Genomic DNA, 20,485 nt, shown 5'->3' with positions numbered 1-20,485 from the left:
GGATGGTGACGGGGTTGACGCGATCGCGACCGCGGCGCATCCGGTTCCAGCTGGACCGACCGCTCGCCGACCGGCAGGTGGTGGACGGTCGGCTCTAGGGGAGCAGTCCGGCCCGGCGGGCCGCGACCACGACCTCCAGCCGGGTGTGCGCGCCGAGTTTGCGCATCGCCGACCGCAGGTAGCTCTTCACCGTCTCCGGGCGCAGCCCGAGTTGCTCGGCCACGTCGGCGTTGGTGCAGCCCAGCGCCACGCAGGCGAGCACGTCGGTCTCCCGGGGCGACAGGGTCGGGGCCGAGGGTGGGCGCTCGGGTCGGGCGACGGCGCCGGCGAGCCGGTCGGCGACCGCGTCGAGGCGGTCGCGCAGCTCCGGGTCGTCGATCCGGCGCAGCAGCCCGCGCAGCTCGGCGTGCGCCTGCCGGACCTGCTCCCACTCCGGCCCGGCGGGCTGCCCCTCAGCGTGGGCCGGTACGGCGCGCAGGGTGGTCAGGGCCGCCCGGACGGCGTCCCGGTCGACGAGGCGGCGTTCCAGGTCCCGGGCCACGTCCACCGCGGCGGCGACCAGCCGGTCGCCGAGGGGAAGCCGCTGGCGTACCGCGCCGTAGAGGACCGCGCGGACCTCCCGGTGCACCACCACCGGCACGGCGACCACCGAGCGCAGCCCCTCGGCGGAGACCGGTGCGTCGTACTCGTGGCTGATCGAGCGGGCCACCGCGTAGTCGTCGACGCGCAGCGGCAGGCCGAGGGCGAGGGCCTTGCCGCCGAGCCCAGCGCCGGCCTGGATGGCCAACCCACGCAGCGCGGCGGTGCTGGTGCCGGCCAGCTCGGTGATCGTCATCCGGGCCGGCCCGCCGGCCTGGACCAGGCCGCCGAAGGCGACCGGCAGGCCGGTGCCCCGGCGCAGGGTGAGCAGCGCGCCGCTGAGCTGGTCGGCGTCGTCGCGCGGATAGAGCGTCACCGTCCTCACCCCTCCGGCCGGCCACCCCCGTCCGGGGGTGGTGAGACCTGCGTCACCCGATCGAGGATCAGCGTACTGCGCGCGGCGCCGTCCCCTCCCGGCCGCGCGACCCGGTGACAGGAAGGACACCCCATGGCCACCGCCGGCACCCTGGCCTTCCGCGAGGCGCGCGACTTCCTGCTCGCGCACCGCGCGGACCACGAGACCGCGTACGAGAAGTTCCGCTGGCCGCGACCGGACGAGTTCAACTGGGCGCTGGACTGGTTCGACGTGCTCGCCGAGGGCAACGACGACACCGCGCTCTGGATCGTCGAGGCGGACGGGGGCGAGGCGCGCTGGTCGTACCTGGAGCTGTCCCGCCGCTCGAACCGGGTGGCCAACTGGCTGTGCGCCCGGGGCGTACGCGCCGGGGACCGGCTCATCCTCATGCTCGGCAACCAGCTCGAACTGTGGGAGACGATCCTCGCCGCGATCAAGCTGCGCGCGGTGATCATCCCGGCGACGCCGTTGCTCGGCCCGGCGGACCTGGCCGACCGCCTGGAGCGGGGCGCGGCGCGGCACGTGGTCGTCGGGGCGGAGCACACCGGCAAGTTCGCCGAGGTGCCGGGCGACTACACCCGGATCGCCGTCGGCGACCCGGTTGACGGCTGGCACCCCTACGCCGACGCGGACGGCGAGGACGGCTCGTTCACCCCCGGCGGGCCGACCCGGGCCGACGACCCGCTGCTGCTCTACTTCACCTCCGGCACCACCGCCCGGCCGAAGCTGGTCGAGCACACTCACACGTCATACCCGGTGGGGCACCTGTCCACCATGTACTGGATCGGGCTGCGCCCCGGCGACGTGCACCTGAACATCTCCTCGCCGGGCTGGGCCAAGCACGCCTGGAGCAACGTCTTCGCGCCGTGGAACGCGGGCGCCACGGTCTTCGTCTACAACTACTCCCGCTTCGACCCGGCCGGGCTGATGGCCGCGATGGACCGGTGCGGGGTGACCAGCTTCTGCGCGCCGCCGACGGTCTGGCGGATGCTGATCCAGGCCGACCTGACCCAGCTGAAGCGCCCGCCGCGCACCGTGGTGGGCGCGGGCGAGCCGCTGAACCCGGAGGTGATCGAGCAGGTCGAGGCCGCCTGGGGGGTGACCGTCCGGGACGGGTACGGGCAGACCGAGACCACCGCGCAGATCGGCAACCCGCCCGGGGCGCCGGTGAAGCCCGGCTCGATGGGCCGCCCGCTGCCCGGCTACGTGGTGAGCCTGGTCGACCCGGTGACCGGCGAGCCCGGAGACGACGGGGAGGTCTGCCTCGACCTGGCGCACCGGCCCGCCGCGCTGATGGTCGGCTACCACGGCGACGACGAGTTGACCGCCACCGCGATGCGCCACGGCTACTACCACACCGGCGACATCGCCTCCCGGGACGCGGACGGCTACCTCACGTACGTGGGGCGCACCGACGACGTGTTCAAGGCGTCGGACTACCGGATCTCGCCGTTCGAGCTGGAGAGCGTGCTGCTGGAGCACGAGGCGGTGGCCGAGGCGGCGGTGGTGCCGTCGCCGGACCCGGTGCGGTTGGCCGTGCCGAAGGCGTACGTGGTCCTCGCGCCGGGGTGGTCCGCCGACCACACAACGGCAGCCGCGATCTTCGCGCACTCGCGGGAGCGGCTGGCTCCGTACCTGCGGGTGCGGCGGCTGGAGTTCGGCGAACTGCCGAAGACCATCTCCGGCAAGATCCGCCGGACCGAGCTGCGCGCGGCCGAGCGGGACAAGCACGCCGCCGGGCGGCCGGCCGGCGAGTACCGCGAGGAGGACGTCCGATGAGCCTCCCCTCGTACGCCAGCGGCGTCTCCGACGCCCCGCTGCTCGGCGACACCATCGGCGCGAACCTGGCCCGCGCGGTCGAGGCGTACCCCGAGCGGGAGGCCCTGGTGGACTGCCCGAGCGGCCGGCGGTGGACGTACGCCGAATTCGGCCGCGCGGTGGCCGACCTGGCCTGCGGCCTGCTGGCGGCGGGCGTCGCCAAGGGTGACCGGGTCGGCATCTGGGCGCCCAACTGTCCGGAGTGGGTGCTGGTGCAGTACGCCACCGCGAGCATCGGCGCGATCATGGTGAACATCAATCCGGCCTACCGCCGGCACGAACTGGAGTACGTCCTCAACCAGTCCGAGGTGAGCCTGCTGGTGTCCTCGCCCGGCTACAAGACCAGCGACTACCGGGGCATGGTGGCGCAGGTCCGGGGCGACTGCCCCGCGCTGCGGCGGGTGGTCTGGATCGGCGAGTCGAGCTGGGACGACCTGGTGGCCGGCGGGGCGTCGGTGCCGGTCGACCGGCTGGCGGCGCGGGCGGCGGAGCTGAGCTGCGACGACCCGATCAACATCCAGTACACCTCGGGCACCACGGGCTTCCCGAAGGGTGCGACGCTGTCGCACCACAACATCCTCAACAACGGCTACTTCGTCGGTGAGCTGGTCCGCTACACCGAGCAGGACCGGATCTGCCTGCCGGTGCCGTTCTACCACTGCTTCGGCATGGTGATGGGCAACCTCGCGGCGACCAGCCACGGCGCCTGCGTGATCATCCCGGCGCCCACGTTCGACCCGGCCGCGACGCTGCGCGCGGTCGCCGCCGAGCGGGCCACCTCGCTGTACGGGGTGCCGACGATGTTCATCGCCGAGCTGGGCCTGCCGGACTTCGCCGCCCACGACCTGTCCTCGCTGCGCACCGGGATCATGGCCGGGTCGCCGTGCCCGGTGGAGGTGATGAAGCGGGTCATCGCCGAGATGCACATGGCCGAGGTGGCCATCTGCTACGGCATGACCGAGACGTCACCGGTGTCCACCCAGACCCGGCATGACGACGACCTGGACCGGCGTACCGCCACTGTGGGGCGGGTGATGCCGCACGTCGAGGTGAAGGTGGTGGACCCGGTGACCGGGGTGACGGTGCCGCGGGGCGAGCCGGGGGAGCTGTGCACCCGGGGCTACTCGGTGATGCTCGGCTACTGGGCCGAGCCGGAGAAGACCGCCGAGGCGATCGATGCGGCGCGCTGGATGCACACCGGGGACCTGGCGGTGATGCACGACGACGGCTACCTGACCATCGTGGGCCGGATCAAGGACATGATCATCCGGGGTGGGGAGAACGTCTACCCGCGGGAGATCGAGGAGTTCCTGTACCGGCATCCGAAGATCTCGGACGTGCAGGTGGTGGGCGTCCCCGACGAGCGGTACGGCGAGGAGATCCTGGCCTGCGTGATCCTGCGCGACGGGCACGACAGCTTGACAGTCGAGGAGGTCGCCGAGTTCTGCCGGGACCGGTTGGCCCACTACAAGGTCCCCCGGTACGTGCGGGTGATGGACGCCTTCCCCATGACGGTCAGCGGCAAGGTGCGCAAGGTCGAGCTGCGCCGCGGCGGCGTGGCCGGCTGACCGGTCATCCGGCCGGGCGCACCGTGCACTCGGTGCCGGCTGCCTCGATGTCCCACCGCCGGCCGCCGGCGGCGACCCTGCTGAGGCGGATCCGGCCCAGTTCGGCGGGCACCTGGGCGTCGGCGTGCAGCTCGCCGTCGCGGGGTTGCAGGCCGAGCAGGGTGCGCAGGAACAGCAGCGGCGCCCCGCTGGCCCACGCCTGCGGGTTGCAGGCGGTCGGGTATGGCACGGGCTCCCGGCCGAAGGAGCGGTCGTAGCCGGAGAACGCCTCCGGCAGCCGGTGCTGCGAGTAGCTGCTGGCTTGGAGCATGGCCAGGGCGATGCGGTTGGCCTCCTCCCGGTAGCCGTACCGGGCCAGCCCGGCGGCGATGATCGAGTTGTCGTGCGGCCAGACAGTGCCGACGTGGTAGCCGATGGGGTTGTATCCGGCGTCCGCTGTGGACAGCGTTCGTACGCCCCACCCGGAGAACATCTCGTCGGACATCAGCTGCGCCGCGACCTGGCCCGCCCGGTCCTCGGGCACGATGCCGCTCCACAGCAGATGACCCATGTTCGACGTCATCGAGTCGATGCGGCGCTTGTCGCCGTCGAGGCCGACGGCGTAGTAGCCGCCCCGCTCGGGGATCCAGAAGTCCCGGTTGAACCGCTCGCGGAGGTGGTCCGCCTCGGCGCGCAGCCGCTGGGCCAGGGCCGGGTCCTGCCATGGCCCGTCGGCGAGTTCCGCCGCGCGCAGCTTCGCGTCGTAGGTGTAGCCCTGCGTCTCGCAGGTCGCGATGGGCAGCACCGGGATGGTGCCGTCGGCGAACTGCACCCCGTCGGGGGAGTCCCGCCAGCACTGGTTCCCGAGGCCCTGGGGTGACCGGGTGGCGTACTCGACGTAGCCGTCCCCGTCGCGGTCGCCGTACCGGTCGATCCACCGCAGGGCGGCGTCGGCGTTGCCGCGTAGCCGGCGGGGGAGCTCGGCGTCGCCGGTCCACCGCCAGTATTCCGAGAGCAGGATCAGCCACAGCGCGGTGGTGTCCGCGCCGCCAAAGTACGGGCAGTAGGGCTTGACGCCGAGCTGGGTCAGCTCGCCGGTGCGGTACTCATGGAAGATCTTGCCTGGTTCCCGGTCGGTGAAGTCGTCGAACGTCGTCGACTGATGGTCGGCGAGCATGAGCAGGGCGCCGCTGGCCACCTCGCGACCGCAGGTCATGGTCTGGTAGCTGGTGATCAGCGTGTCCCGGCCGAACGCCGTCATGAACCAGGGCAGCCCGGCGGCGATCACCACCACCGGCTGCCCGGCGATCGTCTTCTCGATGCGCATGGACACCAGGTCCAGAGCCGACCGGTGGTAGACGTCGTACAGCAGGTCCGCGTCGGCCTCCAGGTGCGGCTTCTCCTCCGCCCAGCGGGTCGACGGATCGTCGGGCCCGTGCTCGAACACGTGCCCGAACTCCCGGACAGTGGGGCGATAGACGTCCTTGCCACAGCGCAACGGGACCCACAGCTGGCACCCCCACCGCTCGCCGCGCTCGAGGTGCAGGTCCCAGACCAGGGCGTCCCCGTCGATCCGGTGCGCCGCCGGCTTGGCCTCCACCCGCACCATCGCCTCGTAGTCGCCGTTGCGGTAGAGGAATCCCAGGGCCGAGCCGTCCGGCTCGTGTCGCCGGACGATGTCCGTGGTGCGGTTCCGGCCCGATTCCTTGATCTCGAACAGGTCGGCGAAGTCGGTGCCGACCGCCAGCCGGAGCCGGCACGACACCGGCTCGATGCCGAAGTACCGCACCTCGATGCGTTCGTAGAGTCCGTCACCGACGAACCGCTGCCGGCGGATCCCGATCCGGTTCGCGGGCAGCCCGGGCAGCTCCGGGTTGGCCAGGAAGAACGCCGCGGAGTGGAAGTCCACGGGTCCGGCGGACAGCACCAGCGGAAGCGCGTCGTCGACGGTCAGCTCCCACTGGTCGAGGAACCGGGTGTCGTCGTGGACCAACCCGCCGATCGAGTTCCTGGGCACATTCCCGGCCGCGTCGGAGAACATGAACGTGCGGCCCTGGAGCACGCCGACGGCGTCCGGTCCCAACTCCGGGGGCAGGTCCCGGCAGGCTCCGCTGGACACCCGGTGCCCTGCCGCCTCAGGCATGGGTTCCGCAGGCGTCGGTCGTCGTATCGCCGTCACGCACACCTCCCCGGCTTCGTGGCCGACAGCACCCGGACCCGGCGCCCCGCGACTACCCACACCGCCCGCCGGTATGCCCCTCGTCGACGAGAAACGCGGCCGGCCGCCGCCGATTTGCTCGACGTGCCGGAGTCGGGTAGCCGAGCGTGGTACGACCTCGGCGGCCCCACCGTGTTCATCGCCGGACGAGCCTGGCTCGAGCACGGCATTTTCGGCCGGGTGTCCCGGGCTCGCCTCGTCGGGCTGATCGTGCTGATCGTGCTGCCCGTCCTGGCGCCGGTGCTGGCCTTCGCGCCGCCCCTGGCGGCCACGGCGGCGGCCGCCCTCGTCCTGGTCGGCGTGGCGCTCATCGACGCGGCGCAGGGGCGCCGGGGGCCACCGGAACGCCCGATGCCGCAAGGGTGAGACGGCCGAGATACTGGCCCGCCTGATCCTGGGTGCCGAGCCGCACCACGGCGTCGGTGGCGGAGCGGGGCCGGGCCCCGCCGGTCACTCCCCGGTGCGTCCGTCGGCGAGCTCGCGGACGATGTCCAGGTGACCGGCGTGCCGGGCGTACTCCTGCAGCACGTGGAAGAGGATCGCGGCGAGGGTGGGGCGGCGTGCCGGGTCGGTGAACCGGCCGCCCAACGCGGCCGGCGTGGCCAGCGGCGTCGCCTCGACGATCTCCCGGGTCCGTGCCCCACCCCGGCGCAGCGCGGCCAACAGGTCGGCCACGGTCTCGTCCGGGCCGACGTGCCAGCGGTCGTCGGCGCGGTCGCCCCACGGGTCCGGCACCGGCTCGCCGAGGAAGCCCCAGACGAACCAGCGGCGCTCCATGAAGGTCAGGTGCCTGACCAGCTCGACCGGCGTCCAGCCCGACGGCACCCGGGTGGTGCGGGCGTGCTCGCCGGTCAGCCCGGCGAGCCGGTCGGCGACCGTGTCCCGGTAGTAGTCGAGGTAGGTGAGGAAGAGCGCGGGTACGTCCGACGACGGCCCGGGCTCCGGGAACGGCACGCGCATGCCCGGCAGTATGCCGGACGGCGCCGCCGCTCGGCCTATCGACCGGTGCGAATGCGAACGTCTATAGTCATCTTGCTCAATGCTGTGACCTCGTGACACGGGGTGAACTGACGGGTCGGAAGCAGCGAGGAGACAGAGCATGACAAGCAGGGTTCGCACCGTGCGCGCCGCGGCGTGCGCGACCGTCGTCGCCGTCCTGGCGGCCGGGTCCCCGCTCGCGGTCGCGCCGCCGGCCGCGCACGCGGCGGGGGCGGCCGCGTCCGCGGAGTCCGTCCTCACCTGGGACCTGCTCGCCGAGACGGCGATCTGGGACGTCGCGCGCCAGGCGCCGCAGGTCCAGTCGCGCGGCGCTGCGATGGTGCACAGCGCCGTCTACGACGCGGTGAACGCCATCGCCGGCCGGCCTTACCAGCCGTACCTGGTCGCTCCGGCCGCCGACGGGTCCGAGTCCGTCGACGCCGCCGTCGCCGCCGCGGCCTACCGGGTGCTCGACGCGATCTTCCCGAACCAGCACGACGCCCTCCAGGCCCAGTACGAGCAGGCGCTGGCCGCGGTTCCGGACGGTCGTGCCAAGCAGCGGGGGATCGACGTCGGCGCGCAGGCCGCCACCGCGATGATCGTCGCCCGGCAGCACGACGGGGCGTTCGGACCGCAGACCTTCATTGCGGGGACCGAGCCCGGCCAGCGGCGGCCGACGCCGCCGTCGTACGCCAACGACGGCGGCTGGGTCGGCCACATGACGCCGTTCGTGCTGCCCAGCGCTTCGGTATTCCGCACGTCCGGTCCGCCCGCGCTCGCCAGCGCCCAGTACGCCAGGGACTACAACGAGATCAAGGAGGTCGGCTCGGCCACCAGCACCGTGCGCACCGCCGACCAGACCGAAGCGGCGATCTGGTGGCACGACCGGCGGCTCGGCGAGTGGGAGATCAAGCGCCAGCTCGTCACCACCCAGCGGCTGAACGCCCTCCAGGCCGCCCGCATGTTCGCGATGGTGGACCTCGCCGAGGCGGACGCGGTCATCGCCTGCTTCAACGAGAAGGAGGCGTGGAACCGGTGGCGGCCGGTCACCGCGATCCGGCTGGGCGACACCGACGGCAACCCCGCCACCGTCGCCGACCCCGCCTGGACACCGCTGCTCGTCACGCCGCCCCACCCCGACTACACGTCCGGCCACACCTGCAACACCGGCGCCACCATGTCGGCGCTGGCGTACTTCTTCGGCCGGGACGACATCTCGTTCAGCGCGTACAGCGCCGACTCCGGCACACGGCGGTACTTCCGCAGCTTCTCGCAGGCGCTCACCGAGGTCGTCAACGCCCGGGTGTGGGGCGGCATCCACACCCGGACCGCCGACGTGCAGGGGGCGCGGATCGGCGTGGCGACCACGGCGTACCTGGTCCGGCATCACTTCCGCCCCCGGACCTGAACGGGGCGGCGTACCCTGAGCCGTCCGCTCGGGGAGGTCGGCATGGGACACGTGTTCGTCAGGCTGGCCGGGCACGGCGCCCGGCTGGTGCCGTACTGGCCGTACCGGTTCGCCGGGTCGGCAGGGGCGTCCACCGTGGAGGTCACGGTCTTCCCGGACAGGGGTGAACGTCGCGCGGTGGTCGGGCGCGGCGCCGGGTCGGTGCCGGACGTGGTGGACGTCGCCCCGGGCCCGGAGGGGGAGTGGCGGCTCGAGGTGGGGCCGTTCAGCCTCTGCTGGCCGGCGGGCTTCGCCGTGGAGTCGCCTTCCGATCCGGGGGACGGCACTGCGTTCTACCTGCTCGGCCCGGACGGCGCGATGGTCTTCCCGCAGGGGCCGGTGCCGCTCGCCCGGCTGGCCGGGCCGGACGCGCTGATCGCACCCGGGCAGCGCATCGTCGAACGGCGCGTGCTGGACGACGACATCGACGTGGTGGAACTGGCCTACCGGCACGACGGCGCGGGCTGGCGGCAGGCCCACTGGGTGATCCCGGTCGGCCGGGAAGTGGCCCTGGTCCTCACCGGGCAGGCCCCGGAGACGGGCAGCGCGGTGGTCCGAGCCGCCGGTGACCGGATGGCCGTCACGCTCACCGGTGTCGCCGACCGCCGTTGAGCCTGCCGCGGGCCAGGCTCGACTGCTCGACCAGCGGGGCGAACGTGATCCTCGCATCCGGCCGACGGAAATCGGGCTGCGCCTCCGGCGCGTACCGGCCATCCTGGCCCGATGGATCTCGGCCGACCCGCTCCGCCCCGGCCCGCGCTGGACCCGGTCACCCGTGCGCAGGTGCAGGATGTGCTGCTGCTGGTGACCACCGTGCTCGGCGGCGACGTGCTGGGCGTGTACCTGCACGGGTCCGGGGTGCTTGGCGGACTGCGGCCGGCCAGTGACGTCGACGTGTTCGTGGTGTCGCGGAGCCGCACCACCGGGGCGCAGCGCCGGGCTCTCGTCGAGGGACTGTTCGAGATCTCCGGCCGCCGGGCCTTCCGCGGGCCGGCCCGGCCGGTCGAGCTGACCGTGGTAGCGCAATCCGCGGTACGCCCCTGGCGCTACCCGCCGCGCGGCGAGTTCCTCTACGGCGAGTGGCTGCGCGACGAGTACACCGCCGGCGGGGCGCCCGAGCCCGAGCCGACGCCCGACCTCGCGCCGCTGATCACCATGGTGCTGCGCGGGGACACGCCGCTGGCCGGGCCGCCGCCGGCCGAGTTGCTCGACCCGGTCCCCGCCGCCGACCTGGCCCGGGCGATCGTCGCCGGGATCCCCGGGCTGCTCGCCGGCCTCGACGACGACACCCGCAACGTGCTGCTCACCTTCGCCCGGATCTGGGCCACCCTGGCGAGCGGCGACGTCCTGCCGAAGGACGCCGCCGCCGACTGGGCCCTGGCGCAGCTTCCGACCGAACACCGGCCGGTGCTGGCCCACGCTCGCGCCAGCTATCTCGGCGAGGCGCAGGAGCGGTGGAGCGACGACCTGACCGCCCAGGTCCGCCCGCACGTCGACCACGTCCGCGCCGAGATCCGCCGGCTGGCCCCGACCGTTTCCTGATCCGCCAGGCGGGCTGCGGTGGCCGGCCCGGTAACCCGGTCGGAGCGACAACCGATCTTTGGTAGGTTCGCTCGCCGTGACGGGGGAACGGCTCGACGGGCGCTTCGCCCGGCTCTGGACGGCCAGCACGATGTCGGCGTTGGGCAGCGGAATGGCGACCGTCGCCGCGCCGCTGTACGTCGCCTCGCGGACCGACGATCCGCTGACCGTGTCGGCGGGCGCCGCGGTGGCGTGGCTGCCGTGGCTGCTGTTCTCGCTGCCCGGCGGGGTCCTGGTGGACCGGGTCGACCGGCGCCGACTGATGGTGGTCATCGACTGGGTACGGGTGGTCGTGCTGGCGGTGCTGGCCGCCGCGATGGTCACCGACCGCGCCGGGGTGGCGCTGCTGTACGCGGTGCTGTTCGTGGTCAACACCGGTGAGGTGGTGTTCCGCACGGCCGCCCAGGCGGTCGTGCCGGCGGTGGTGCCCCGGTCCCGCCTCGAGCGGGCCAACGGCTGGCTGGGCGGCGGCACCCAGGTCATGCAGAACATGGTCGCCGGCCCGCTCGGCGGGTTCCTCTTCGTGGTGGCCGCCGCCATTCCGTTCGCCGTCAACGCCGGCACGTACGCGCTCAGCGCCGTGCTGGTCGGCCTGCTCGCCGGGACGTACCGGGGCGCGCCGGAGGTGGGCGGACGCCGTTCGGTCCGCGCGGAGGTCGCCGAGGGGTTCCGCTGGCTGCTGTCCCAGCGGCTGCTGCGCACCATGACCCTGCTGATCGGGCTGCTCAACGTCACCCTCACCGCTGCCCTCGCGGTGCTGGTGCTGCTCGCCACCGACCGGCTCGGCCTCGGCTCGGTCGGCTACGGCGCGCTGTTCACCTGCATGGCCGTCGGCGGGCTGCTCGGCTCGGCCGTCGGCGATCGGCTCGTCGCCACGATCACCGCCACCTGGACCGTCCGGATCGGCCTGCTCATCGAGGCCGGCCTGCACCTGGCTCTGGCCGCCTCGCGCAGCGCCGTGGTCGTCGGGGTGGCGCTGTTCGCCTTCGGGGTGCACGGCGCGCTGTGGAATATGGTGGCGAACTCGCTGCGCCAGCGGCTCACCCCACCCACGCTGATGGGCCGGGTGGGGAGCACGACGCTGTTCATCGCCGCCGGTGGCAACTGCGTCGGCGCGCTGCTGGGCGGGGTGGTCGCCGACCGGTTCGGGATCACCGCGCCGTACTGGGTGGGCTTCGTGGTCGCCGTCGCGGTGATCGCGGCGACCTGGCGGGTCTTCGACCGGGCCACGGTCGCCGCCGCGTACGCCGATCCCGCCCCGACGACCCCGGACGCCCCCGCGACCGTCGCCTGAGGAGCCTCGGTGCCGTCGCTGTCCGTACCGCCGCTGTTCGCCGCGGCTACCTGGACCTTTGGGCGGCGGAGCACGTCATCTCCGGGCATTGCCGGCCCGGACGACCAACTCCCGGCCGCGGGTGCCCCGGGTCTTCCCGCCCTGACCGCCGGCTCAGACCGACGGCGGCACCGGCAGCGTCACGCCCTGCGCGGCCGCCTGGTGCGCCAGCTCGATCAGCTCCACCACGGTGACCGCCTCAGCCGGGTCCACGGGCATCGGTGCCCCGTCCCGCAGCGCCGCCTCGACCTGCACGTAGAAGTCCTGGTAGCGGCCTGCCTCGGTGGGCACCGCCCGCAACTCGCCGTCGGCACCCAGCCGCCCGTACCGGTCGGGGTCGACCTCGCCCCAGCCCGGCGTGCCCGGCAAGCCGCCCTCGCGCAGCGCCGCCTCCTGCGGATCCAACCCGTACGTGGTGTACGCGGCCCGGTCGCCGAGCACCCGAATCCGTGGCCCCAGCTGCGCCGCCACCGCGGTCATCCACAGGTGCGACCGGGCCCCGCCGCTGTGGGTGAGCGCGACGAACGCGTCGTCGTCCACCTCGGCGCCCGGCCGGCGCCGGTCCACCTCGGCGTAGACCCGTGCCACCGGCCCGAACAGCTGGACCGCCTGGTCGATCAGGTGCGCGCCCAGGTCGAACAGCGCCCCGCCGGCCTCGCCAGGCGCGGCGCTCTCCCGCCAGCCCGGCTTGATCGCCGGCCGCCACCGCTCGAACCGCGACTCGAACCGGGCCACCCGGCCCAGTTCACCCGCCTCGACGAGCCGGCGGACGGTCAGGAAGTCGCCGTCCCAGCGGCGGTTCTGGAACGCCGTCAGCGGCACCCCCGCGGCCTTGGCCTCCTCGACCAGCGCCCGGCCCTCCGCCGCGGTGGGCGCGAGCGGCTTGTCCACCACCACCGGCAGTCCGGCCGCCACCGCGGCCCGGGCCATCGGCACGTGCTGCCGGTTCGGCGTGGCCACCACGATCAGGTCCAGGCTGTCGGCGGCCCGCCAGAGCTGATCGGCGTCGTCGACCAGGCGGGCGTCCGGGTGCTCGGCGCGCACCTGCTCGCGGCGCTGCGGATCGCGGGTCACCACGGCGTCCAGCCGCAGCCCAGGCGTCGCGGCGATCAGCGGGGCGTGGAACACCCGCCCGGCGATCCCGTACCCCAGCAGCCCCACCCGCAGCGGCGCCTGCGCCATGCCGTCCCCCCGTCGTCGGTGATCCCCCGAATCTACTCGGCCCGCCGCGACGGGCGGCGGGGTCCCGGGCGGCGGCCGCTGGGCGTGTGACAGCGTGGTCGGGTGGACGCATCGCCGGTCGACGTCGACCTCGCGCTGGTGGGCGGCGGAGGCGCCGCCTCCCTGGTCCTGGCCGCCCTCGACCGGCACGACCTGACCGGTCTGCGGGTCGCCGTGGTCGACCCGGTGCACAAGCGCGGCCAGGACCGCACGTGGGCGTTCTGGGGCGCCCCCGGCACGGACCTCGACCCGCTGCTGAGCGCCGCCTGGTCGCGGGTCGACGTGGTCACGCCCGCCGGCCGCCGCGACCTGTCCCTCGCCCCGCTGCGGTACGCGATGCTCCGCTCCGCCCCGGTCTACGACCGGGCTGCCGCGGCCGAGCGCCGGCTGGGCGCCGTGCGGATCGCCGCGCCGGCCGGGGAGTTGCGCGACGACGGCCACCGGGTGACCGTCCACGACTTCGACGGGCGGCCCGTGGCGCGGGCCGGCTGGGTGCTCGACTCCCGGCCCCGGCCGCCGCGACGGCCCGGGCGGACCAGCTGGTTGCAGCACTTCCGCGGCTGGTGGCTGGCGGCCGACCGGCCCACCTTCGACCCGGACCGGGCGGTGCTGATGGACTTCCGCACCCCGCAGCCCGCCCGGGGCGTCTCTTTCGGCTACCTGCTGCCGGTCAGCGACCGGTACGCCCTGGTCGAGTACACCGAGTTCTCCCCGGCCGTGCGCACCGACGCGGCGTACGACGCGGCGTTGCGCGGCTACGCCGGACTGCTCGGCCTGGACCTGGCCGCGCTGCGGGTGCGCGAGGTGGAGAACGGGGTCATCCCGATGACCGACGGTCCGTTCGTCCCCCGCCCGTCGGCCCGGGTGGTCCGGCTCGGCACCGCCGGCGGCGCCACCCGCCCCTCCACCGGGTTCACCTTCTCCGCCATGCTCCGGCAGGCCGAGCAGGTCGCCCGCGAGCTGGCCGCCGGCCGGCCGCCGGTGCCGGCGCCCGCCTACCCCCGGCGTCACCTGTGGATGGACGCGGTGGCGCTGCGCGCGCTGGACCGGGGGCACGTCGCCGGGGTGGAGTTCTTCGACCGGCTCTTCGAGCGCAACCCGGCCGAGCGGGTGCTGCGCTTCCTCGACGGGGTCACCTCCCCGGCCGAGGAGCTGGCGGTGATGCGGTCCAGCCCGCTGTTGCCGATGACCGGCGCGGTGCTCGGTGACGCTGTCGACCGGTTGCGCACCCGGCTGCGCCGCGATCCGGCCGTCACCCCCGTGGTGGAGGCGGGGTCGCGGACCGCGGGTCAGACCGGCTCGTAGGTGGCCACGAACGACCGGTTCCGTCGGCCGTCAGCAGCCGGGCGCGGAGCGCCGCGACGAGGTCCGGTGGGCGTACCGGGTAGGTTGCCGGCATGGCGGAGGCGGTGACCGGCAGGGTCGTGGAGATCTGGACCGACGGGGCGTGCAGCGGCAACCCCGGTCCCGGCGGCTGGGGTGTGGTGCTGCGCTGGGGCGAGCACGAACGCGAGCTGTGCGGCGGCGAGGCGACCCCGACCACCAACAACCGGATGGAGCTGACCGCCGCGATCCGGGCGCTGGAGAGCCTGACCCGGCCGGTCACCGTGCGCCTGCACACCGACAGCACGTACGTGCGCAACGGCATCACCGGCTGGCTGGCGTCCTGGAAGCGCAACGGCTGGGTGACGGCGGCCAAGCAGCCGGTCAAGAACGCCGACCTGTGGCAGCGGCTGGAGGTCGCCTGCGCCCGGCACGACGTGACCTGGCTGTGGGTGAAGGGCCACAACGGACACCCGGAGAACGAGCGGGCCGACGCGCTGGCCAACCGGGGCATGGCGGAGGCCCGGGCCGGGGCGGGCGTGCCCCGCTGACCGGGCGATTGCCGACCCGGACACGGGTCGGGGTCACTCCTCGACCGGCAGCTCTCCGGTGCCGGAGACGGCGTCCACGTCGTAGCCGGCCCGGCTCGTCTCCCGGGCGGAGCGACGCTCCTCGGCCGGCAGGTCGGCGAAGTCGTCGCCGGTGTCGTCGGTCGTGCGCAGGGACTCGCCCGGCGGGCGCAACGACGCCTCGTACGCGGTGGCGCCGTCGGGCTCGTCGGTGGCCGCGCGGCCGAAGGACGCGCGGCCGAAGGACTTGTCACTCGTCATGTCGCACTCCTGCCCAGCTCGCCCGGGGCAAACGCTCAGCGCGCCGCATCCGGGTGCGTCGGCATCGACGAGCCGCCGGAGCTGCTGCCGGACGCGCCGCCGGCCACCCCGGAGCCGTCGTCCTCGGTGACCTCGTCAGGCTTCGGCGCGCCGCGCTTTGGCGCCGGCACGTCCGTGTCCGCGTCGACCTGGACCAGCCGGGCCTGACCGGCCTCGTCCTCGGCGTGCGCCGGGTCCATCGGCTGCTCGCTCTGCCGTACCCGATATCTCACCCGTCCGCCCCCCCCATCCGTGCCGCGGTCCCAACCGGCTACCCGACACCGCCCCGGTGAAACGCCCCCGGCGCCGCGTCCGTCAGCGCCGGCGGCGGCCGGTGGCCCGACCACCCGACGACCGGGCACCGGACTGCCGGACCGGGGTGACGGTCAGCGACCAGTGGGCGGGGCGGCGCAGGCGGGGCGGCAGCGCGGTCCGGTGGTCGCCGCGCGCCGCGTCGAGCTGGGACTGGTGCAGGAAGAGGCAGCGGCCGAGGTCGGCGCCGCGTAGGTCGGCGCCGCGTAGGTCTGCCCCGGTCAGGTCGGCCGCGCCGAGGTCCACCCCGCGCAGGTCCGCGCCGATCAGGCAGGCGCCCCGCAGGTTCGCCCCGGACAGCCCGGCCCTTCGCAGGTCCGCCCCGATCAGCACCGCCCCGCGCCGGTCCACCCCCTGCCGTCCGGCCCGGGCCGCCTCGCCGGCCCCGGAGAGCAGTCGGTTGACCCGGTCCCGGTGGGCGTCGACGTCCAGGCCGAGCAGCTCCTCCGGGGTGCCGTCGGTGAGCCGCCCGGTCTCCGCCAGGGCGGCGGCCAGGTCGTCCCGGAGCGGGCCGGCCGCGGTCACCGCGAGCGCCTCGGTCAGGTACCAGAGCAGCTCGTGCAGCGGCCGCATCACCGCGAAGGTGTCGAACATCCGCCGCGCGGTGGCCGGATCGTCCCGCCAGTCCCGCCCGCCGAAGGTCTGCTGCGCGACGTGCTGGCCGGCCCCGAAGCAGTCGAACACCGTGCACCCGGGGAAGCCTCGCTGGCGCAGGTCGCGGTGGATGCCGCAGCGGGAGTCCGAGCCCAGGTTCGGGCAGGGCTGCCCGGCGGGCTTGTCGATGGCGAAGTCGGCGGAGGCGGCGAACGCCGGCGCGACGCAGCAGATCCCGGAGCAGCGGGAGCAGTCGGCGCGCAGCTCGCGGCCCCCGCCGTCCGCCGTCCACTGCTCCGCCGTCTCCGACACCCCTGCCCCCGTCCGTACCCGCTGGTCGCGCACTTGTCAGGGCCATTCTCCGCCGCCACCGTCCGGGCCCGGCCGGCGGGTCGGCCGGTGTGACTCCGCCGGGCATCCCATTTCGGCCCGCACCGCCGGTCCGGCTCCGTATCGTGACGGTGACCGGAGGGGGCCGCGGGATGGACGAGGACGCACGGGAGCAGGCCCTGCTCACCGCCCTCACCACCGAACACTTCGTGCTCCAGACCTCGCGCAGCGCGACCATCACCGAGTCGGTGGGACGGACGACGATTTTCCTGTCGATGCTCTCGGCCTCGCTGATCGGTCTGGGTTTCGTCTCCGGCACCGGGCACCTGCTGCGGCCGTACCTCGGCGCGGTGCTGCCGACCCTGGTGATCACCGGGCTGCTGACCTTTGGCCGGTTGGTGCAGAACATGGTGGAGCACTCGCTGGACCTCCAGCGGATCCAGCGCATCCGCGCCTGGTACCATCGGCGGTTCGCCGCCGATCAGGACTTCTTCGCCGACGCTGTGGCCGGCGGGGGCGGCAGGGCGGCGATCTGGGCGGCGGTGGGGGAGCGACCGCGCCGCCGGCACCTGCTGTTCACCACGGCCGCGCTCGTCGGCGCGGTCAACGGGCTGCTGATCGGGCTCGGCGTCACCCTGCTGGCCGGGCTGTTCGGCGCTCCACCCGGCCCGGCGATCGCGGTCGGCGTGGTGGCGGCGCTGGCCGCCTTCGCCATCCAGGTCAGGCACATCCGCCGGGCCTCGATCTCGATGACCGCGTGACCCGGGGCGCGGGGGCTGGGGCATGTCGGCGCGGTACCCGGATCGGGCGAGTTGAACCAGACCGGGTGTAATCGCCCCGGACCCGGGTAACCCGGGCGGCATGGACCTGGTCGAGGAGTCGCCGTACCGGTTCCGCATCGACCGGCACGACCCGATGCGGGTGCCGGGCGTGGTCTTCGCGTCCCGATCGCTGTTGCCCGACGCCGGGGCGGACCGGTCGCTGGAGCAGGTGGCGCACGTGGCCACCCTGCCCGGCATCGTCGGCGCCTCGTACGCCATGCCGGACGTGCACTGGGGCTACGGCTTCCCGATCGGTGGGGTGGCCGCCATGGACGTCGAGGAGGGGGGCGTGGTCTCGCCCGGCGGCGTCGGCTTCGACATCTCGTGCGGTGTGCGGCTGCTCGCCGCCGACCTGGACCGGGATCACCTGCGCCCCCGGCTGGACGCGGTGATGGACGGCCTGAGCGAGTGCACCCCGCGCGGTATGGGCAAGGGCGCGGTGTGGCACCTGACCGACCGCGCCGAACTCGACGGGGTGCTGCGCGGCGGTTCCCGGTACGCGGTCGAGCGGGGGTTCGGGGTCCAGCGGGACCTGGACCGCTGCGAGGACTACGGCGCGGTCGGCGACGCGAACCCGGCCCAGGTGAGCGAGCGAGCCGTGGAGCGCGGCGCGCGTCAGGTCGGCAGCCTCGGTTCCGGGAACCACTTCCTGGAGGTGCAGGCGGTCGAGGAGGTCTACGACGACGCGACGGCGGCCGCGTTCGGGCTGCAGGCCGGCCAGGTCTGCGTCATGATCCACTGTGGTTCGCGCGGGCTGGGCCACCAGATCTGCACGGACTACGTGCGGGAGATGGAGAAGGTGATGCCGGGCTACGGCATCCACGTGCCCGACCGACAGCTCGCCTGCGCGCCGGTGTCGTCCCACGAGGGGCGGGCGTACCTGGGGGCGATGGCGGCCGCGGCCAACTACGCCCGGGCCAACCGGCAACTGCTCACCCACGCGGCCCGGCAGGTGTTCAGCCGGGTGATCGGGCGCGACCTGGACCTGGTGTACGACATCTCGCACAATCTCGCCAAGATCGAGACGCACGACGTGGACGGGGCGCCGCGAAAGCTCTGCGTGCACCGCAAGGGCGCCACCCGCGCCCTGCCGTCGGGGCACCCGGACCTGCCGGAGGACCTGCGCCCGGCCGGGCAGCCGGTGCTGATCCCCGGCTCGATGGGCACCGGCTCGTACGTCCTCACCGGCGTGCCCGGCGCACCGGCATGGGGCTCCACCTGCCACGGTGCGGGCCGGGTGCAGAGCCGCAAGCAGGCCACCAAGGCGGAGCGCGGACACGACCCACGCCGCGAGCTGGAGGCGCAGGACATCGCGGTGCGGGGCGCGTCCCGGCGCGGGCTGGCCGAGGAGATGCCGGCCGCGTACAAGGACATCACCGCGGTCATCGAGGCGGCCGAGGGGGCGGGCCTGTGCCGGCGGGTGGCCCGACTGGTCCCGCTCGGCGTAGTGAAGGGCTGAGCCTGCTCACACGTCCAGGGTCACCGCGCAGCCCCAGCCGGCGCCGTCCCGGCTGAAGCGCAGGTCGTGCAGCGACACCGCCTTCGGGACCGCCCCGACCAGCTCCACCGCGTCGGTGCCGGTCGTGCGCCATCGCACCAGCAGGCCGCCGTCCTCGGCCGCGCGCACGTCGCTGGCCAGCGGCAGCTCGCCCTCCGTCTCCATCCGGAAGATCACCTCGTCGAGCACGCCGACCAGCATGTCGGCTTCGTCGCCCGGCGGCACCCGGAACTCGGCCTCGCGGTCCGCGACGGCGCCGACGGTGTCCACGAAGGTGTCGACCAGCGCGTCCACCGCCTCGGCCACGCAGCCCTCCCGGTCCGGCGCCCACGCCTCGATGCGGACGTCGGCGGTGTGCGGGATGTTCCGGTGCCCCCGGGGCGGTCGTCGCTCCATGCCCCGATCATGCCGCCGCGGGTCGGGTGTCCAACACGTTTTGTCGCAGTGGGCGGCTAGCGTGCCAGACATGATCGCCGATGACTTCGACGCCGTGACCGTCACCTTCCTCAGCATGATGCGCGCCGTGCTGCGTGCCGAGAAGGTCGGCCAGGACACCCTCGGCCGCACGGTCGAGCTGGCCCGGCGGTGGTGGGGCACCGGCGACGCGGCGGACGGGCAGCTCGCGGCCGCGCTGCGCGAGCTGCACGGCGAGCCGGTCGACACCGACGACACCCGCCAGGTCGCCGACGAGGTGACCGCGCTGGCCGCCGAGGGTGGCCTGCTGTCCCCGCCCGACCCGCGGGGAGCGGCGATCGGCCGGTTCGCCGCCAACGCCCGCCGACTGCGCACCGGCGAGCTCACCCCGGCCGAGTTCGACGAGCTCATGCGCGCCGACGACGACGATCAGCCGGGCGCCTGACCCGCTCCCGCCGCACCACCCGCGCCGGCACGTCGCCTGCCCGGGGTCCGCCGACGCGGAATGTCACCGCACCGCCCGCTCGCCGGTCGTACCGCGTGTAACGACCGACGCGGGAGGGGAAGATGTGGACCCACTGGAACAGATCAAACAGGTGTACGCCGCCTCCGCGGCCCGCCTGGTGGCCCAGCTGTACGCGATGACCGGCGACTACGCGGAGGCGCAGGACGTCGTGCAGGAGGCGTTCGTCCGGGCGCTGGCGCGGCCGGGGCGGTTCCGGCAGTTGGCGAATCCGGAGGCGTGGCTGCGGACGGTGGCCTTGAACGTCGCCCGGCCCCGGTACCGCCGCCGGGTGCTCCTGCACGGGCTCGTCCGCTCGGCGCGGCTGGATCCGGCGCAGCAGCACGCGCCGGACCTGTCACCGGACCACGTCGCGTTGGTGGGGGCGCTGCAGCGGCTGCCCTGGCAGGCCCGGGAGACCGTCGTCCTGCACCATCTCGCCGACCTGCCGGTGGCCGAGGTGGCCGCTGCGATGGGTTGCCCGGTGGAGGCGGTGAAGACCCGAGTGGTGCGGGCCCGCCGCGCCCTCGCCGACCACCTCGGCGATGCCGCCCCGGTGCGGCTCACCCGCACCGCCCCCTCCTCGACCAGTCAGGAACGGGAGGCCCGCCATGCCTGAGCTGGACTTCGCCGGCCTGAACGCCGCCGCCCAGGCCGGCTTCAAGCTGCATTTCGACCAGGTGGC

The 20,485-nt window shown here is 74.2% G+C and carries 21 protein-coding genes; 13 read left to right on the top strand and 8 right to left on the bottom strand.

Translation table 11 applies throughout. From position 1 onward, the window contains the following. Positions 1-94: 94 nt before the first annotated feature. Positions 95-955 carry a response regulator transcription factor gene (locus ACFYOS_RS06555; RefSeq protein WP_387136405.1) on the bottom strand — a complete coding sequence of 287 codons (861 nt, stop codon included), beginning with the start codon at positions 953-955 and terminating at the stop codon, positions 95-97. Positions 956-1,087: 132 nt separating this feature from the next. On the opposite strand from ACFYOS_RS06555, the gene ACFYOS_RS06550 reads away from it, so the two are divergent. Together ACFYOS_RS06550 and ACFYOS_RS06545 are read left to right on the top strand one after the other, a co-directional pair. Further along, positions 1,088-2,773: an AMP-binding protein gene (locus ACFYOS_RS06550; RefSeq protein WP_387136404.1), complete on the top strand. Its 1,686-nt coding sequence runs from the start codon at positions 1,088-1,090 to the stop codon at positions 2,771-2,773. Then, positions 2,770-4,380 (top strand): AMP-binding protein, encoded by a 1,611-nt coding sequence (locus tag ACFYOS_RS06545; protein WP_387136403.1) that lies wholly within the window; start codon positions 2,770-2,772, stop codon positions 4,378-4,380. The genes ACFYOS_RS06550 and ACFYOS_RS06545 overlap by 4 nt, the downstream gene beginning before the upstream one ends. A gap of 4 nt (positions 4,381-4,384) precedes the next feature. On the opposite strand, the gene ACFYOS_RS06540 is transcribed toward ACFYOS_RS06545, so the two are convergent. Then, positions 4,385-6,502, bottom strand: coding sequence for a glycogen debranching N-terminal domain-containing protein (locus ACFYOS_RS06540; protein ID WP_387136402.1), 2,118 nt, complete (start codon positions 6,500-6,502; stop codon positions 4,385-4,387). 159 nt (positions 6,503-6,661) lie between these two features. Here ACFYOS_RS06540 and ACFYOS_RS06535 point away from each other — a divergent pair, with 159 nt between their 5' ends. Further along, positions 6,662-6,943, top strand: coding sequence for a hypothetical protein (locus ACFYOS_RS06535; RefSeq protein ID WP_387136401.1), 282 nt, complete (start codon positions 6,662-6,664; stop codon positions 6,941-6,943). An 84-nt stretch (positions 6,944-7,027) separates the two neighbouring features. On the opposite strand, the gene ACFYOS_RS06530 is transcribed toward ACFYOS_RS06535, so the two are convergent. After that, a complete protein-coding gene (locus ACFYOS_RS06530) occupies positions 7,028-7,537 on the bottom strand; it encodes a DinB family protein (RefSeq protein WP_387136400.1) in 510 nt (169 codons plus the stop codon). 139 nt (positions 7,538-7,676) lie between these two features. Here ACFYOS_RS06530 and ACFYOS_RS06525 point away from each other — a divergent pair, with 139 nt between their 5' ends. The 4 genes from ACFYOS_RS06525 (at position 7,677) to ACFYOS_RS06510 (ending at position 11,877) form a co-directional block, all read left to right on the top strand. Beyond that, positions 7,677-8,963, top strand: a complete 1,287-nt coding sequence (locus ACFYOS_RS06525) for a vanadium-dependent haloperoxidase (RefSeq protein ID WP_387136399.1) — start codon at positions 7,677-7,679, stop codon at positions 8,961-8,963. A gap of 42 nt (positions 8,964-9,005) precedes the next feature. Beyond that, positions 9,006-9,614: a hypothetical protein gene (locus ACFYOS_RS06520; RefSeq protein WP_387136398.1), complete on the top strand. Its 609-nt coding sequence runs from the start codon at positions 9,006-9,008 to the stop codon at positions 9,612-9,614. A 111-nt stretch (positions 9,615-9,725) separates the two neighbouring features. Then, on the top strand, positions 9,726-10,544 hold the full coding sequence (locus ACFYOS_RS06515; protein WP_387136397.1) for an aminoglycoside adenylyltransferase family protein: 819 nt from the start codon (positions 9,726-9,728) through the stop codon (positions 10,542-10,544). Between the two features lie 76 nt (positions 10,545-10,620). Further along, on the top strand, positions 10,621-11,877 hold the full coding sequence (locus ACFYOS_RS06510) for an MFS transporter (protein WP_387136396.1): 1,257 nt from the start codon (positions 10,621-10,623) through the stop codon (positions 11,875-11,877). A 153-nt stretch (positions 11,878-12,030) separates the two neighbouring features. Here ACFYOS_RS06510 and ACFYOS_RS06505 read toward each other — a convergent pair whose 3' ends face one another. Continuing rightward, a complete protein-coding gene (locus ACFYOS_RS06505; RefSeq protein WP_387136395.1) occupies positions 12,031-13,098 on the bottom strand; it encodes a Gfo/Idh/MocA family oxidoreductase in 1,068 nt (355 codons plus the stop codon). 102 nt (positions 13,099-13,200) lie between these two features. Between ACFYOS_RS06505 and ACFYOS_RS06500 the strand changes: the two genes are divergently transcribed. After that, positions 13,201-14,442: a lycopene cyclase family protein gene (locus tag ACFYOS_RS06500; RefSeq protein WP_387136394.1), complete on the top strand. Its 1,242-nt coding sequence runs from the start codon at positions 13,201-13,203 to the stop codon at positions 14,440-14,442. Positions 14,443-14,534: 92 nt separating this feature from the next. Further along, positions 14,535-15,011: a ribonuclease HI gene (rnhA, locus tag ACFYOS_RS06495; protein WP_387136393.1), complete on the top strand. Its 477-nt coding sequence runs from the start codon at positions 14,535-14,537 to the stop codon at positions 15,009-15,011. A gap of 33 nt (positions 15,012-15,044) precedes the next feature. Here rnhA and ACFYOS_RS06490 read toward each other — a convergent pair whose 3' ends face one another. The 3 genes from ACFYOS_RS06490 to ACFYOS_RS06480 form a co-directional block, all read right to left on the bottom strand. Then, a complete protein-coding gene (locus tag ACFYOS_RS06490; protein ID WP_387136392.1) occupies positions 15,045-15,290 on the bottom strand; it encodes a hypothetical protein in 246 nt (81 codons plus the stop codon). Between the two features lie 35 nt (positions 15,291-15,325). Beyond that, positions 15,326-15,562: a preprotein translocase YidC gene (locus tag ACFYOS_RS06485; protein WP_387136391.1), complete on the bottom strand. Its 237-nt coding sequence runs from the start codon at positions 15,560-15,562 to the stop codon at positions 15,326-15,328. 82 nt (positions 15,563-15,644) lie between these two features. Continuing rightward, positions 15,645-16,547, bottom strand: coding sequence for a pentapeptide repeat-containing protein (locus ACFYOS_RS06480; RefSeq protein ID WP_387136390.1), 903 nt, complete (start codon positions 16,545-16,547; stop codon positions 15,645-15,647). Between the two features lie 170 nt (positions 16,548-16,717). Here ACFYOS_RS06480 and ACFYOS_RS06475 point away from each other — a divergent pair, with 170 nt between their 5' ends. Both ACFYOS_RS06475 and ACFYOS_RS06470 read left to right on the top strand, forming a co-directional pair. Further along, positions 16,718-17,326, top strand: coding sequence for a hypothetical protein (locus tag ACFYOS_RS06475; RefSeq protein ID WP_387136389.1), 609 nt, complete (start codon positions 16,718-16,720; stop codon positions 17,324-17,326). Positions 17,327-17,426: 100 nt separating this feature from the next. Then, the gene (locus tag ACFYOS_RS06470; protein WP_387136388.1) at positions 17,427-18,845 is read left to right on the top strand and encodes an RtcB family protein; all 1,419 of its coding nucleotides are present in this window, start codon (positions 17,427-17,429) and stop codon (positions 18,843-18,845) included. A 6-nt stretch (positions 18,846-18,851) separates the two neighbouring features. Here ACFYOS_RS06470 and ACFYOS_RS06465 read toward each other — a convergent pair whose 3' ends face one another. Further along, complete coding sequence (locus tag ACFYOS_RS06465; protein WP_387136387.1) at positions 18,852-19,280, bottom strand: archease; 429 nt, start codon at positions 19,278-19,280, stop codon at positions 18,852-18,854. Between the two features lie 70 nt (positions 19,281-19,350). Here ACFYOS_RS06465 and ACFYOS_RS06460 point away from each other — a divergent pair, with 70 nt between their 5' ends. Together ACFYOS_RS06460 and ACFYOS_RS06455 are read left to right on the top strand one after the other, a co-directional pair. Continuing rightward, positions 19,351-19,743 carry a hypothetical protein gene (locus tag ACFYOS_RS06460; protein ID WP_387136386.1) on the top strand — a complete coding sequence of 131 codons (393 nt, stop codon included), beginning with the start codon at positions 19,351-19,353 and terminating at the stop codon, positions 19,741-19,743. Positions 19,744-19,867: 124 nt separating this feature from the next. After that, entirely contained in the window at positions 19,868-20,419 is a 552-nt protein-coding gene (locus tag ACFYOS_RS06455) for an RNA polymerase sigma factor (protein ID WP_387136385.1), read from the top strand. Positions 20,420-20,485 lie beyond the last annotated feature (66 nt).

The sequence above is a fragment of the Micromonospora sp. NPDC005806 genome (genome assembly GCF_042871425.1).
In the GTDB taxonomy this organism is placed as follows: Bacteria; Actinomycetota; Actinomycetes; order Mycobacteriales; family Micromonosporaceae; genus Micromonospora.
Note: the sequence above shows the minus strand (reverse complement) of the source record. Positions and strands in the feature narration are given on the sequence as shown.

Excerpts from the sequence above, each read along its gene's own strand:
- ACFYOS_RS06550 (WP_387136404.1), top strand. The coding sequence starts at position 1,088 with ATGGCCACCGCCGGCACCCTGGCCTTCCGCGAGGCGCGCGACTTCCTG.
- rnhA (WP_387136393.1), top strand. The coding sequence starts at position 14,535 with ATGGCGGAGGCGGTGACCGGCAGGGTCGTGGAGATCTGGACCGACGGG.
- ACFYOS_RS06520 (WP_387136398.1), top strand. The coding sequence starts at position 9,006 with ATGGGACACGTGTTCGTCAGGCTGGCCGGGCACGGCGCCCGGCTGGTG.
- ACFYOS_RS06490 (WP_387136392.1), bottom strand. The coding sequence starts at position 15,290 with ATGACGAGTGACAAGTCCTTCGGCCGCGCGTCCTTCGGCCGCGCGGCC.
- ACFYOS_RS06515 (WP_387136397.1), top strand. The coding sequence starts at position 9,726 with ATGGATCTCGGCCGACCCGCTCCGCCCCGGCCCGCGCTGGACCCGGTC.
- ACFYOS_RS06470 (WP_387136388.1), top strand. The coding sequence starts at position 17,427 with ATGGACCTGGTCGAGGAGTCGCCGTACCGGTTCCGCATCGACCGGCAC.
- ACFYOS_RS06475 (WP_387136389.1), top strand. The coding sequence starts at position 16,718 with ATGGACGAGGACGCACGGGAGCAGGCCCTGCTCACCGCCCTCACCACC.
- ACFYOS_RS06525 (WP_387136399.1), top strand. The coding sequence starts at position 7,677 with ATGACAAGCAGGGTTCGCACCGTGCGCGCCGCGGCGTGCGCGACCGTC.
- ACFYOS_RS06460 (WP_387136386.1), top strand. The coding sequence starts at position 19,351 with ATGATCGCCGATGACTTCGACGCCGTGACCGTCACCTTCCTCAGCATG.
- ACFYOS_RS06540 (WP_387136402.1), bottom strand. The coding sequence starts at position 6,502 with ATGCCTGAGGCGGCAGGGCACCGGGTGTCCAGCGGAGCCTGCCGGGAC.
- ACFYOS_RS06465 (WP_387136387.1), bottom strand. The coding sequence starts at position 19,280 with ATGGAGCGACGACCGCCCCGGGGGCACCGGAACATCCCGCACACCGCC.
- ACFYOS_RS06530 (WP_387136400.1), bottom strand. The coding sequence starts at position 7,537 with ATGCGCGTGCCGTTCCCGGAGCCCGGGCCGTCGTCGGACGTACCCGCG.
- ACFYOS_RS06505 (WP_387136395.1), bottom strand. The coding sequence starts at position 13,098 with ATGGCGCAGGCGCCGCTGCGGGTGGGGCTGCTGGGGTACGGGATCGCC.
- ACFYOS_RS06545 (WP_387136403.1), top strand. The coding sequence starts at position 2,770 with ATGAGCCTCCCCTCGTACGCCAGCGGCGTCTCCGACGCCCCGCTGCTC.